This is a genomic window from Alteromonas sp. 4NS20-0143, from assembly GCF_057542855.1.
The window spans coordinates 91,844-105,567 of the sequence record NZ_BAAJLR010000008.1; the positions used below are offsets into that span (position 1 = coordinate 91,844).

Below are 13,724 nucleotides of genomic sequence, written 5' to 3' on the forward strand. Positions count from 1 at the left end.
GCCTGAATGACGCCTCATCTCTTGCTAGATAGTGGCGTATCAGAAAAAGGTTTCCACTATGAGTCAAGCTTCGCCACAATTAAACGAGAATTGTGCAGACGAACCCATTCACCTTATCGAAAGTGTTCAAAGTTTCGGTTACGTGATAGCCCTTAATCCGGCAGATAAAACCATTCAAGTTGTAAGCAGTAACATTGGCGAACTTTTCAAAGTAGACATTGTTCCAGGTAAAACGCTTATTACTGAGCTTTTTACCATTCCAAACCCAGAAGCTCATACCTTCAAAACCATCTTTGAAGCCGTAAAAGGTGGCAACGTTCGTCACGCTTATCAGTGGAATTTTGCAGAAAACGCGCTCTGGCTAGAAGACTGGGAAAAAGAAGGCAGTGGCGTTGCTTATGAATCTAACGGCTTATTGGTCATTGAATTAGAACCCACGCCACAGTTAAGTTATGAAGCAGCGCAGCAGTGGGTACCCATGGATATGGACTTGCGTGCACTACTGCCCGATGTGGATGATCGCGATTCCATAAGCGACGTGGCAGATAGCATAGCGCGATATTTTCAAGACTATGTGGGGTTTGATGCCGTTATGGTTTATCAATTCGACGATGACTATTGTGGTGAAGTCATCGGAGAGGCCACTGAATCGGGAAGTAAATCGTTTAAGGGCCTCAAATTTCCAGCGTCAGATATCCCACAGCAGGCCAGAGCGCTTTATTTATTGAATCGCGTGCGCTGCGTGTTCGATGTTAACGAAGCAGCAATTCCATTGTTGCCTCGTATTGAAGAATCTGAGCGTCCGCCACTTGACCTTTCTATGTCTATGGTGCGCTCGGTTTCTCCTACTCATATTACCTATCTTAAAAATATGGGTGTGCGTTCATCGTTTTCGGTATCTCTGGTATTTGAAGGCAAGCTGTGGGGCCTAATAGCTTGTCATAGCAAGCAGCCTATTTATGTCGATCAGAAGAAACGCCTGGTGTGTGAATCACTCGGGCATCTTTATGCATGGCAGCTACATACAAAAACGCTTCATGAAAAAAAGGAGCATTTCCAAAATCGTCAGCGTTCATTGAATAGCATTGTTCACCAGCTAACCTCTTATTCAAACCCGCTCGATGCGATAGGAGAGAAAGAGAAAGAATTACTGCAGGTTGCGGATTCATGCGGCATGGCGGTGATAACACCATCAAGTAATTATTTTGTAGGCAAAACCCCCTCAGAATCTACGGTAATGAAACTGCTAGAGAAATTTGCCACGCCTAACTCCGAGCAGTCCATTACGTTAAATAGGCTGGCAGAGCAGGTGACAGACTCGTGCAACCTCAACGGCATTCGTGGTATGTACATATCATGCGTGTCTGCAAAGCTAGGCTATTACACAGTGTGGTTTAGGGAGCAACGGGACAAAACTATTCGTTGGGCTGGTCGTGATGCCGCGAAACAGGACAGGCTTAAATCATTAACGCCGCGCAACTCTTTCGAGCTTTACTTACAAAGTGTGGCAGATGAATCGGTGGATTGGACCGAAGACGATAAGTTAATTATTGAAGGATTTGACCACTTATTTATTCCCTATGCGCTGAGTTTAAAATCGTCTCTTGATCAACAAATTAGCAAACTCGAAGAGCTTGATAAAGCAAAGGACCAGTTTTTAGCCAGTATTTCTCACGAGTTACGCTCGCCACTTAATTCGATTGTAGGCTGGACCGATCTGGCGCTGATGGACGTGGATAACGTCGATAGGATGAAAGATGCCTTAGGTGTTATCAAGCGCGCGGCGTCTACGCAAGCGGCACTGATTAACGATATCCTCGACTTGTCGCGGATAATCTCGGGAACGATGAAACTATCCACTCACTCGTTAAAGATCACTCATTCTATTGCAGAGGTGGCTAAGTCGTTTGAAGCCGGATTCGCAGGCAAAAATATTCAGCTATCTATCAATTGTGATGATGAACATACGCAAATACTCGGTGATAATTTACGTATTAAGCAGGTAATCAATAACCTGTTGAGCAATGCTTTAAAATTTACATCAAAAGGCGGTACGGTTCATATTAAAGGTAGACGGGAACATTCGAATTACCTGTTCAAAGTAAAAGACAACGGAAAGGGCATGACCCGTGAGCAAATCTCTCACGTATTTGAGCGCTTCTATCAGGGCAAAAACGAGCATAACAAGAATGGGCTTGGGCTAGGTCTTTCTATTGTGAAAAGCCTTGTTGAAATGCACGGCGGGGAAATTTACGCAGAAAGCGATGGTCTTGATACTGGCACCACCTTTTTTGTATCGCTACCCATAGCACCGCTAAATGTATTCGATGAGATTATTGAGGTGAGGAACAGCGAAATAAGCGACTTGTCTCCTTCGCTTCGACTAAACGGTTTGCGGATTTTAGTTGCCGAAGATGAAAAAGATGCCAGAGACTTTATCAAACTCTTTTTAGAGTCTAACGGGGCGCGAGTTAACGTGGTGAAAAACGGCCTACTTGCGTGGAAAGAGATTAATGAAATGCCGGAGGCGTTTGACCTTGTGTTATCTGACATTGGTATGCCGGAACTCGACGGGCTGGGGCTGGTGCTGAAAATTCGCTCTAGTGAGTTTTCGCAAATATCGTCACTTAATGCAGTGGCGCTGACGGCGTATGCGTATACTTCTGACCGCGTAAAAGCACTGAAAGCGGGCTTTAATAACTACGTGTCTAAACCTGTTGATGGCGAAGAGCTGCTCACTATCTTAGAAATGTATATGTAGGGTAAACCCTATTGCAGGCAAAAAGGGTGCATGCGCCAAGGGCGTTGTCATAACGCTTGAGGCGCTTGTTTTGTATTATTAGCGGCGCCTTTATTTAAGTATTGCTAATTAGTGCCGCGGCGCCTGTATTTGAGCGCCACTAAAAAGTGTCTGCTAGCTTGAACATTTAGTAAGTGCTTGTCGCAATTGATAGTTATAAGAGAAAGCCACGTTTAGTAGCCGTGAAAGATAGTCGCAGCTCATAAAGCCGCAGCGCAAAAAAGCCTATTGCGACGACATTTCCTAAAGCATCAAAAAAGGTAGGGAGCAAACAACCTACCAGCGCCTTAATAGCGTCTCGTAGGTCGTCGCATCAAGTAAGGACATTCGCTTGTTCATTGCATCGCGTTTTTCTGCTTCAGTACTATTTTTTTCACTAGTGTTTTCTTCAATACTCGGCAAAGCATTAAATGCCTCGGCTTTTGAGGTGAAAATGGTACCGTCTATCACAAATACACTATCGTCAGAAACCGGTGTAGAATCCAGATTATAGGCTGTTTTTAGTAAGCTAGAAGCGCGTGTAATATCAGAATGACCAATGTAATCTGCAATACCGTCGAAGTTTATGTCTTTACGCAACCAGTCTATTTGAAGAAGCTTATTGTACTGCCCGTTTTGTTGCATGGCAGACACAGCATTGTTGAAGTTGTTAATAATCTTCTGCGCATTAGGCACGTCGTCGCGTATCGCTAGCTGAAACCCACTTTTCATCAAAGGCTTTGCAGAATAGTGCAGAGTTTCTTCTCTATCGTTTGCAAGTAAGGTATTAAACTCTCTTATAAGCAATTCAGATGTAATTAAATAGGGCGCTCTGTCGTCGGCAAGTTGGCGAAATGCATCAAAGGTGGACGGGTTGCGCGACCATTTTATATCTTTAATTAATCTGAAGTTCGGGGTGTTAGCAAATCGATTTTCTATCGCCACGCGGTTGCGTTTCAAATGCTGAAAAATTTTAATTTGCTCTACGTCGGCATCTTTACTGGCGGCATAAAGGTATAGGGGTAAAAACACGTTCGATGTTATTACGCCTTCTATTTGCTGGCCCATATCAACGAGTGCATATTCACCGTCTACCCTTCCTGCTCGAACAGCGCTTCCCAAAAAAGCCTGACGCATGACTTTTAAATTAGCATCGGTGCCACTTTGCGCTAGCGCGGTGGATACCAGGTCATTCACTCTCGCAGGCTCACCGTCGTCATTGACGTAAGTCTCGAAAGGGGCTGCGGCAAGAGTGACTTTATTTAGCTTTTCGTTTGGCTCGTCAGTTAATTGGGCATTTGCGTGAGAGAGGGCCGACATGCAAAAGATGCATGCGAGTGTGGAGGTAAACGTAAAACGACTAACACGCTTTGTGAGCAAGTTATTTTTCCCCTTTAACTAATATACTGCGAATTGTGCCTCTTTATACACTCTAGGGTAGATATAAAGTTTAATCCACCGCGGCCATATTAACGACAATTAACACTGCGTACACGAAGCGGCGGTTTTAAAGGCTTTTTTAAAAGCTGACTTAAAAGCTAGCTTAAAAGCTATGGTTAAAAAAAGCGCTGCACATTGGTGAAGAGGGGTTTAAATACAGGTGTATATGAAGCCTCTTCATTACAGTCGCAGCGCTTTGTTATTTTACTCGTGTTGCTATTTGACTAGTTTACTCACCAAAACTACCGGCTGGGCCTGGATAAACGACCACGCTTTCAACGCCATCGTTGTTGACACTGGCAACGCCGAAGAAGTAATTATCAATCACTACATTCTCAAGGGTGGCCTCAGTAACATCACCAACAAATTTGCTGTATTCCCACTGCGGCGCGTCAGTATGACGCCAATATACTTTATACCCTTTTAACTGTGGGTTTTGTGCCTCGTTTAAGGCGTCCCACATCAAGGTTGTAGAAGGTTGAACCGCGCCTTTTATCGACACGTTTGCAGGTGGGTTTGGTGCCCATGCCATAGAGGCTAAGGTTACGGCGTTTAAGCCAGTTAACTTGGCCGCATATTCAAAGTTAACGCCATCGAGGGTATCGCCGTATTTAATGCCATCTTCTTCACGCAAGTCTTGATGCTGACGCGTGTAGTTTTCGTTGGTTTCCATAATGCGTATGCCCGGATAGCCAAGATCGTTAAATGGGCGGTGATGACCGCCTCGACCGAACCTGTCTAAACGGTATACCACCATGGTATCGAGATTTTCAATATACTGGTCGGCCACCTTGTCGATGTAGCGAGCTAAGTTACGGCTTGGCGAGTCTACTTCACCACCGGTAAAACGGCGGCGTCTTGCTTCTGCTTCGGTTTCAGTAACTCGTGTACCTTCAGCAAAAATACGGGCTGTGGTGTTGTTGATAACCCCATTTACCCCTTCAATATTGCCAATCATATCGTTGTTCAATACCGCTTTTATGCGCCAGCCATCTTTCTTAGCTTGGTTCGCCATTATGCGTCCGCCAAAAAGGCCTTGTTCTTCACCTGCCAGCGCTGCATAGACAATGGTGCCGTTAAATTCGTACTTAGACAATACTCGTGCGGCCTCCAGCGTACCGGCTACACCTGATGCATTATCGTTAGCACCAGGTGAGTCAGACGTGAAATCCATGACATCGGATACGCGAGAATCAATGTCGCCAGACATGATCACATAGCGGCCAGGGTCGGTAGCGCCTCGCTGAATAGCGATAACACTGACTACCTCAGTAGGGTTAGGAATACGCTTTTCACCACTAATGGTTTCAGACTGAAAGTATACTTCTAAGCAGCCGCCGCACTGAGCAGAAATTTCTTCAAACTCAGATTTAATCCAGCGCCTTGCCGCGCCAATTCCTCTGGTATCAGACTCAGTCTCAGATAGGGTATGTCGGGTACCAAAATTAACCAGCGTAGTGATATCGTCTTCTATTCTCTCTGGTGAAATAGATGCGGCAATATCATACAGTGCTGCTTTTTGCTTGGTATCTGCAGCGTGAGCATTACCAATGGCAGCGGCACTCACAATTGCCATAGGAAGTGCTAATGAAAGCGCAGACAGACCCGCGCTTTTGAATGTTGTAGGAATATTTTTTATCATTCTTTTCTCCAAGGGTGCTTTTAACTGAACACTAGGTAACAGAGTTACTCAACCATAGCGGATACGTTAGAAAGGAACAATTGGAGTAAACGTGTACAGCAGTTAGTTATCGAATTTGAACGAATCAAAAAAAAGCCGACAGTAATCAGTCGGCTTTCAAAACACTAAAAGAAGTAGCAAGTCTTAGATAAAGGCGAACGCATCACCATACAAATTTTCTACCTTTAAACCGCGCTGGGTGAAGTCATCGCGAACGACCTTGGCCATTTCAAAGCGGCCAGCAACATATACCTGAACCTCGCCGAAGTCGGCATGATCAGCCATTGCGGCATGGTGTACCCAACCCGTTCTTCCCGTCCAGTCGTCACTTGCAAACTCAACAACAGGCACAAAGGTAAAATGGTCGTTTTGATCAGCTAGCGCGCTAAGCTCATCGGCTAAGTACAGGTCGTCGGCGTGCTTACCACCCCAATACAGCGTTAAAGGTGTTTTATCGCCGCTTTGTAAGTGCTCTTTTAGAATAGAGTAGGTGTAGGAAAATCCTGTGCCGCCAGCAATAAGCACCATGGGTAAACCGTTGCTTTGCAAGAATGCATCGCCATGGCCAAGACTGAGCGTTATTTCTCCATCTTGCTGCATGCGCGCTAACACTTCACCCGCGTAGCTGTTACCTGGCTCTGCGCCAATATGAAGTTCTACTCTATTATTGTCGTAGGCCGGGTTAGCAATAGAAAACGGGCGCATATCTTTTTCGCCCATCACCACCATGGCGTATTGACCTGCTTTAAACGCTACTGCTTCTGGTAACGTTAGCTCAACTTTTTGTACTACATCGGTTAAAGGCGTAATGCTTGCAACCTTGCAATTAATTTGTGGCATGTATTCTCTTCTTACCTTTTGGTTTAGCGTGTTGCCTTTGCTCTTGAGCCTGATTATTTCATAATACCAAGTTCGTCCCAAATATCATCAACACGCTTTTTAACGTCTTCATCCATAACGATGGGCTCGCCCCATTCGCGGTCGGTTTCACCGGGCATTTTGTTGGTCGCATCCATTCCCATTTTTGAGCCTAGCCCTGATACTGGAGATGCAAAATCGAGATAGTCGATAGGGGTATTTTCTATCAATACCGTATCACGGGCCGGATCCATACGCGTAGTGATGGCCCAAATCACATCATTCCAATCTCGCGCATTCACGTCATCGTCACATACAATAACAAATTTGGTGTACATAAACTGGCGTAAAAACGACCATACACCCATCATTACCCGCTTCGCATGCCCTGGATACTGCTTTTTCATGGTAACCACTGCCATTCGATAGGAGCATCCTTCAGGCGGCAGATAAAAATCGACAATCTCTGGAAACTGCTTTTGCAAAATAGGGACAAACACCTCGTTGAGGGCAACGCCTAAAATGGCGGGTTCGTCTGGCGGACGCCCGGTGTAGGTAGAGTGATAAATAGGGTCTTTTCTGTGAGTTATGTGCGTTACGGTGAACACAGGAAACTCGTCTACTTCGTTATAGTAGCCAGTGTGATCGCCATAAGGCCCTTCTGGGGCAGTTTCATCTTGCGCAATATATCCCTCAAGCACTATTTCAGCGGTTGCGGGTACTTGTAGGTCGTTACTGATGGAAGAAACTACTTCCGTTTTATCACCTCGCAACAACCCGGCAAATGCATATTCAGATAGCGTGTCGGGCACCGGCGTAACAGCACCTAAAATAGTAGCAGGATCGGCACCTAATGCCACTGACACTGGGTAAGGTTCGCCGGGGTGAGTTTGGCACCACTCACGAAAATCTAGCGCACCGCCGCGATGAGATAACCAACGCATGATGAGTTTATTCTTGGCAATAACCTGCTGACGATATATGCCTAGGTTCTGACGTTTCTTGTGCGGCCCGCGAGTTACGCTGAGCCCCCACGTCACCAATGGCGCGGCATCGCCTGGCCAGCAGCGCTGAACGGGAATTTTTGATAAGTCTACATCATCGCCTGTTAGCACCACTTCCTGACAAGGCGCTTTTCTAACCACCTTGGCGGGCATGTTAAGTACTTGCTTAAACACGGGAAGTTTTGACCACAGATCTTTCAATCCTTTTGGTGGCTCAGGCTCTTTCAAATAGGCTAGAAGTTTACCCACTTCTCTTAACGCTTCTACCGAGTCTTGACCCATACCCATGGCAACACGCTGAGGTGTACCAAACAGGTTTGCCAAGACAGGCATAGAATGATTTTTGGGGTTCTCAAAAAGAAGCGCAGGACCGCCGGCACGTAGGGTGCGGTCGGCAATTTCAGTCATTTCAAGGTCGGTATCAATCGGCTGGCTAATGCGAACCAATTCGCCTTTGCTTTCTAGTTGGCGAATAAAGTCGCGTAAATCTTTATACTTCATTGGGGCTGCACATCCACGAACTCATGTTATGGCAAGAGTATACTATTTAGCGGTAAAGTCCGATCAGTTCGCAGTGTGAAATCCAGATTAAAGGTTCAATAGTGGCTATTTTCGAGAAAATGATCTGGACAGTGCGATTAATTGTGTGTGATATAGGAAATGGCGCTATAACTAATAGAGAAACATAAGCGCTATAACTTTCAATCCTTTGCCTAAGGTGGTTGTATGACAACATTCGATCAGGACATGCTCGACGAGTTAAATTTACTACTCAAATTTCCCGACAATAGCCTGCTACAAGGTTTAAAAATTCACCACGACGCAAGTCAAACCATGGTTAACGCCGCCTCTCGATTATACTCAAAAGGACTTATTACTTTGCCTGATGGAGGTTACCTTACCGATTTAGGTATTGATCTAGCTGATCACGCCCGTCATATTCAGTCTGCTTTATGTTCCACCAAAGGCGGCCATTAAACTAGGTTGCTAGGAAAGTGTGTTGACCTCAAAGAAGTAAGCAATGTAGTTAAGATATTCTATACTTGGACGATAACTTAACTACGCTTGCTTTATCTTTTGTTAGAACCCGTAATTATGAAACCATATTCTCTTACCACTATCGCGATCACTTTTTTACTGTTTAGTTTTTCTGTGCGTGTTCATGCATTGGAAGGCGAAACCATAGAAGAGATACGTGCTGTTCAGCTTTACAGTCAAGATGCGCTTATTGAAATGATAAATGCGAACACGCATTTAGATAAAGTGCTGGCCGATCGCTGTCAGCTGGTCCAAGACATTGAAGCGCGAGCTGAAGTGCTAAAAGTACCAGCCTATCAGTTTCTTTGGGGTGACATGCTGGCGTGGGGAGTGTGCGTTGATGAGGAGCCTGCACGAGGTATTGGCTACATAGAAGATGCGGCGAACCAGGGATTGCCCGCGGCGCTAGAACAGCTAGGCCGATATTACGCAAACGGAACACTAGTACAAGAAGATAAAGAGCGAGCCGTTGTTTACTTACGAGAAGCGTCAGCACTTAAGAATTTAAAGGCGCAAATTCAGTTAGTAGAGCTGTTCCTCGCCGGCTACGGTAGCCCATATGATTACGAAGATGCCTACCACTGGCTGCATAACGCCATTACTAACGACAAAGCCCAGCACAAAAAAATAGCATCATACCTTGATGAACTAGAAACGCTAATGCACCCCAAAGCAGTTCGCGCTGCAAAACGGCCTATGGATAGCTAGGGCACGTTAACCCTTACTGTAGGAATTCAGTTCCCTTTGGGCAGCGCCGGCGTGCTGTATATAACGCGTTAAATGATTTCGATTTAACCTGAAGACTTTCAGCTATTTATTTTGGCTAAACACCACAAAGACCGTGACGAAAATGCTCAGCAAAGGTCAATACACCCTAAGGCTTATCATCTCGAGACAAGTTTCGCCGTAAGCCCGTTATCATAGGGCGCAGCAACTGTACGCGCCCTCTATATTGCACAAAAAACACCGCTGCAATATGGACCAATACACACGCATATAACACATCAGCAAATATGCTGTGGATCCATTCCAACGTACTATTGCCAAATAGGGCGTCAATTTCCTCCATTAGAAACCCGCTAATACCTAGGCCAAAAAACAAACCTATAACCGCAAATATCATGAGCCAACCAAAGGGATTGTGCCCTGTTTGGACAGGCACATTACGAAGTTTTAAGTGCTGTAGATGTTCTTTAAAGGCTTGGCTACTCAGGTCAATAGTACGGAAGCTAGCGTAGTTCGATTCACTAGGAGCTTCCTTATTGAGACAGGCATAAAAAGAATCATGAGACGTGCCGATATTGTTACTATTATGACTGCCACAAAAAGTGGAGTCTTGATAAACGCTTTGGTCCTTATTGTCGCTTTTATTGTGACAGTCATAAGAAGTAGCCTCATTGCTATGCCTGTCATAAAAAGTATTGTGACAGGCATGAGAAATATCATGAGAAGCATGCCTGTCCTGATAGGTGCTTACTGCTGGTGGGCGTGTGAAGCCCCAAACGATGCGCACGACAACGAAAAACACGGCGCTGTAACCCGCAATTTCGTGATACAGGCGTCCTGGCTCAACAATAAAGTAATTCGTGATAAAGCAAATAACCAAGCCCCAGTGGCATAGCCTTACGACACCATCCCAAATACTAATGTCTTGTAGATTATTGCTTTGGTGGTTATTTCCCGGGTGGTTATTACTGCGGTGGTTATTTACAGGTGGTGTCTTTTTCACAGCTTGTGTTGTGCGCTCTGTCATACCATTTGCCTTCGCTTGTTTGCACGGCGTCGAAAACAAAAAAGCGCCGCAATAATAATTGTGGCGCTTTTACATAAACCTTACAACGTATTTGACTTTAAGGTTAGTGGCTTTCTTCTTTAACGATGCTGCCATCTACAGGGTTGAAATAAATTTCTACCTTGTTTTCATCTTTGTTGAAGCCATAGATTTCGTAGCAGTTGCCATCGGTTACTTTGAACTCATTGATTTTATAGCCTTGCGCAACAAGTTGTGCTTGAAAGGCTTCTTGGTTTTGCCAATCTGCCTGAGGGGCTGTTGTACACATAGTAGTACCGTGCTCTGCACTACATGCGCTTAGCAATGTGGCCGCGCCAACCGCGGTTAGTAGCATTATCGCTTTTTTCATTGTTTTCTCCTTCAACATGGTAATGGTTTTACTGTAAATTCACTGAGCCTAGTAAAACGTAAATACGCTTTAAATGCTCGCACAATCGTCTGAGAATAATTCTTATTATCAGACTAGCATGCTTTTTATAGCACTACTATACAAGATGATAATGTACATAAATTACAAAAGTTTATGGTTAAAGACACTGTCATAGAACTGCCTTTTATCTTTCATGTATGTGTCATCGAAACGTCTCAAATCCACTCTACCTTCATGAACGCCAGCGCAGAAAAATCAATCATCTTACTCATAAGCGCTGAAATCAAAAAACACAAAGCTTGCACACATAAAGGAATGAACTATGTACCCCCGCTCATTGTTAGCCCGCGCAGTTTTATGCGCGCTCTCTGCAACCGCTTTTGCGTCAGCAAATGCACAAGAGTCGAGTGTTGTGGCACCAGACACGTCAGATGATACTTACGACTATATAGAAGAAATTACCGTGACTGCCCAAATGCGTGAGCAATCGGTAATGGACGTACCGGTAACCATGGATGTTATCGGCAGTGAGTTTTTAGAACGCACCAACATAATGGAACTCGACGATTTATCTCGCATCCTTCCTAACGTTCAAATTCAAGAGCAAGCGGTAAGTTTGCCATCTTTCAATATTCGCGGCGTGACAGATGACGTGTCAGCGGTTTCAGCAACACCGCGAATTTCAGTATACCAAGACGGTTTTGATATCAGCAAAAAGACCGTGTCGAGTGTTGCGCTTTACGATATTGCGCGAGTTGAAGTGCTTAAAGGGCCACAGCCAACCCTTTTCGGTGTCGCCGCTGCAAATGGTGCTATTAGCATTCACTCTCAGCTACCCACCGACACAGAGGAAGGTAAGGTACAGCTTGGTTATAACAGCGAGCAGGGAAGAGAGCTCGACTTTATGTACAACAAACCAGTAAACGAAAACCATAGTTTTCGAATTGCAGGACTGTACCGGGAAATGGATGGCATCGTTGAAAATAAAGCCTGTAGTGATGAAGCATTTTATGGCAAAGCTGATGTCATCGACCATTTAGGTAATAGTGTGCCTTGTAGCGGTGAAGATTTACAAGGGGTGTCGGTTCAGGCGTTGCGCGCTACATGGAAGGCTGATTATGACCAACTGGAAATTATTGCCCGTGCTTCAATGGAATACAATGACCAACCAGGTATTGCGTTTAAATCTGGCTCTATCGCGCCTAAAAATGGCGATACTAGCCCCTACACTGCGGCTGAATTTAGCATGGGGAGTGAACTGGGTATTGAGCGTTCTTTGTACGCTTATGATCTTACAGTTAACTATGACATCAACGACACGCTGCGCTTTCATGCAGATGGCTTTTACAAGGATGTTGAAGTAAGCGAAGGTTTTGACGCTGATGGTTCAGCGCTTCGAATTCAAGATGCGTATTTTGATAACGATGCCACACTAAAAGGCGGCTCCATGCGCCTAGTTTACAACTCGGGTGACAGGCTAACTGGGTTTGTGGGGGCATCTATTATGCAGGATGATTCAATTTTGCCTTACTACATCATGGTGGACCCATTTGTTCGCGGTACATTCGATGCGGTAAAGGCTCAGCTAGAAGCGTCGTCGGATATTCCACTTAACCAAAATATTGCTACCGACGCAACGCTTGAGCAAATACAAGCCCTTCGCAGCCAGCTGGTATCGGCGTTGTTTAACGCAGATGGTACGCCAATTTCCAATCCCGACTTACCTTCTACTGTTATTCAGGGGCCGTTTGTTTTCGAGGCTGAATTAGATATTAAGTCGTACGTTGCTGAGTTTTCTTACTTTGTTACCGATGAATTAAATGTTACAGCGGGTATGCGTTACATTGATGAAACTCGCTTCACGCGCAATACCTTTGCCACTGCGAATGGGCCATTTACGTTTGAAGGTGAGGGCGATTTTAGCGATACCCTTCCTCGTTTTGCAGTAAGTTACGATATTCAAAATAACTGGAATGTGTACGCAAGTTACGCGCGAGGCCGACGCTCTCCTGTAGTAGATGCCAATGCTGGTGGGGTAAATATTACCGATGCAGAGATAGTGGATAGTTTTGATGTTGGTGTTAAATATCAAAGTGCCAACTTTATGTTTACCGGTGCCATGTTTACCTATGAATACAGTAATTATCAGCAAAGTTTTACCGACCCTGAAACGTTGCAATCGATTACCGTGACTGTAGGTGACTCGTCGATGTCGGGTATTGAGGGAATGGCGGTTTATAATTACAGCGACACCTTAACCCTAACAGGTAGCTTAGGATTTCTTGATGCCGAGTTTGCTAATGACACGGCAGATGGCTCACCCTTCGAATATGGCGGTAACAAGTTTCGTTTAGCACCAGAGGTAAGCGGTGCGTTTAACATCAACAAGTTGTTTTACGTAGATGCTTGGACCCTTGATGTGAATTGGTTAACGAGCTTTCAGTCTACCGTGTTTTTTGAAAGCAGTAATTATCCTGGTTCGTCACAAGATACGTATTCACTCACCGACGTCTCTTTTAAGTTGAATAAAAAAGACAGCCAATTTGCCTACGAGCTGTACGTAAATAACCTGTTCGATAAAGAGTATTTGATTGATGCTGGTAACACCGGTGGCGGCCTTGGTATTCCTACCAATGTTCGCGGCATGCCCAGAATAGCCGGCGTACGCGTATACTACGAGTTCTAAAAACAATAAATAGGGTCAGATCCCAATTAAATACGCGTCACAAAAGTAACACCAAAAAAGGGCTGAGCTTTCACTC

The 13,724-nt window shown here is 44.9% G+C and carries 10 protein-coding genes; 4 read left to right on the forward strand and 6 right to left on the reverse strand.

All coding sequences use genetic code 11. The features are described from left to right. Nucleotides 1-58 precede the first annotated feature (58 nt). Complete coding sequence (locus tag AC27HD_RS15460) at nt 59-2,761, forward strand: ATP-binding protein (protein ID WP_487106936.1); 2,703 nt, start codon at nt 59-61, stop codon at nt 2,759-2,761. 315 nt (nt 2,762-3,076) lie between these two features. Here the strand turns inward: AC27HD_RS15460 and AC27HD_RS15465 are convergent, their stop codons facing one another. From AC27HD_RS15465 to ubiD, 4 genes are all read right to left on the reverse strand, one after another. After that, nucleotides 3,077-4,099: a substrate-binding periplasmic protein gene (locus AC27HD_RS15465; protein ID WP_487106938.1), complete on the reverse strand. Its 1,023-nt coding sequence runs from the start codon at nt 4,097-4,099 to the stop codon at nt 3,077-3,079. Between the two features lie 349 nt (nt 4,100-4,448). After that, nucleotides 4,449-5,795 (reverse strand): M28 family metallopeptidase, encoded by a 1,347-nt coding sequence (locus AC27HD_RS15470; protein WP_487107041.1) that lies wholly within the window; start codon nt 5,793-5,795, stop codon nt 4,449-4,451. 249 nt (nt 5,796-6,044) lie between these two features. After that, the gene (gene fre / locus AC27HD_RS15475) at nt 6,045-6,740 is read right to left on the reverse strand and encodes an NAD(P)H-flavin reductase (RefSeq protein ID WP_032094907.1); all 696 of its coding nucleotides are present in this window, start codon (nt 6,738-6,740) and stop codon (nt 6,045-6,047) included. Between the two features lie 53 nt (nt 6,741-6,793). Beyond that, the gene (ubiD, locus tag AC27HD_RS15480) at nt 6,794-8,263 is read right to left on the reverse strand and encodes a 4-hydroxy-3-polyprenylbenzoate decarboxylase (protein ID WP_032094906.1); all 1,470 of its coding nucleotides are present in this window, start codon (nt 8,261-8,263) and stop codon (nt 6,794-6,796) included. 225 nt (nt 8,264-8,488) lie between these two features. On the opposite strand from ubiD, the gene AC27HD_RS15485 reads away from it, so the two are divergent. Together AC27HD_RS15485 and AC27HD_RS15490 are read left to right on the forward strand one after the other, a co-directional pair. Continuing rightward, nucleotides 8,489-8,740: a TIGR02647 family protein gene (locus tag AC27HD_RS15485; protein WP_032094905.1), complete on the forward strand. Its 252-nt coding sequence runs from the start codon at nt 8,489-8,491 to the stop codon at nt 8,738-8,740. A 117-nt stretch (nt 8,741-8,857) separates the two neighbouring features. Beyond that, a complete protein-coding gene (locus AC27HD_RS15490) occupies nt 8,858-9,508 on the forward strand; it encodes a tetratricopeptide repeat protein (RefSeq protein WP_487106941.1) in 651 nt (216 codons plus the stop codon). Between the two features lie 166 nt (nt 9,509-9,674). Here the strand turns inward: AC27HD_RS15490 and AC27HD_RS15495 are convergent, their stop codons facing one another. Then, a complete protein-coding gene (locus tag AC27HD_RS15495) occupies nt 9,675-10,553 on the reverse strand; it encodes a cytochrome b/b6 domain-containing protein (RefSeq protein ID WP_487106943.1) in 879 nt (292 codons plus the stop codon). A gap of 103 nt (nt 10,554-10,656) precedes the next feature. Continuing rightward, entirely contained in the window at nt 10,657-10,941 is a 285-nt protein-coding gene (locus tag AC27HD_RS15500) for a PepSY domain-containing protein (protein WP_032094903.1), read from the reverse strand. Between the two features lie 343 nt (nt 10,942-11,284). Between AC27HD_RS15500 and AC27HD_RS15505 the strand changes: the two genes are divergently transcribed. Continuing rightward, entirely contained in the window at nt 11,285-13,648 is a 2,364-nt protein-coding gene (locus AC27HD_RS15505; protein ID WP_487106945.1) for a TonB-dependent receptor, read from the forward strand. Nucleotides 13,649-13,724: the final 76 nt, after the last annotated feature.

Bases quoted from the DNA above. Each gene is read 5' to 3' on its own strand.
- AC27HD_RS15470 (WP_487107041.1), bottom strand. From the start codon at position 5,795: ATGGCAATTGTGAGTGCCGCTGCCATTGGTAATGCTCACGCTGCAGAT.
- AC27HD_RS15460 (WP_487106936.1), top strand. From the start codon at position 59: ATGAGTCAAGCTTCGCCACAATTAAACGAGAATTGTGCAGACGAACCC.
- AC27HD_RS15500 (WP_032094903.1), bottom strand. From the start codon at position 10,941: ATGAAAAAAGCGATAATGCTACTAACCGCGGTTGGCGCGGCCACATTG.
- AC27HD_RS15505 (WP_487106945.1), top strand. From the start codon at position 11,285: ATGTACCCCCGCTCATTGTTAGCCCGCGCAGTTTTATGCGCGCTCTCT.
- fre (WP_032094907.1), bottom strand. From the start codon at position 6,740: ATGCCACAAATTAATTGCAAGGTTGCAAGCATTACGCCTTTAACCGAT.
- AC27HD_RS15490 (WP_487106941.1), top strand. From the start codon at position 8,858: ATGAAACCATATTCTCTTACCACTATCGCGATCACTTTTTTACTGTTT.
- AC27HD_RS15495 (WP_487106943.1), bottom strand. From the start codon at position 10,553: ATGACAGAGCGCACAACACAAGCTGTGAAAAAGACACCACCTGTAAAT.
- ubiD (WP_032094906.1), bottom strand. From the start codon at position 8,263: ATGAAGTATAAAGATTTACGCGACTTTATTCGCCAACTAGAAAGCAAA.
- AC27HD_RS15485 (WP_032094905.1), top strand. From the start codon at position 8,489: ATGACAACATTCGATCAGGACATGCTCGACGAGTTAAATTTACTACTC.
- AC27HD_RS15465 (WP_487106938.1), bottom strand. From the start codon at position 4,099: ATGTCGGCCCTCTCTCACGCAAATGCCCAATTAACTGACGAGCCAAAC.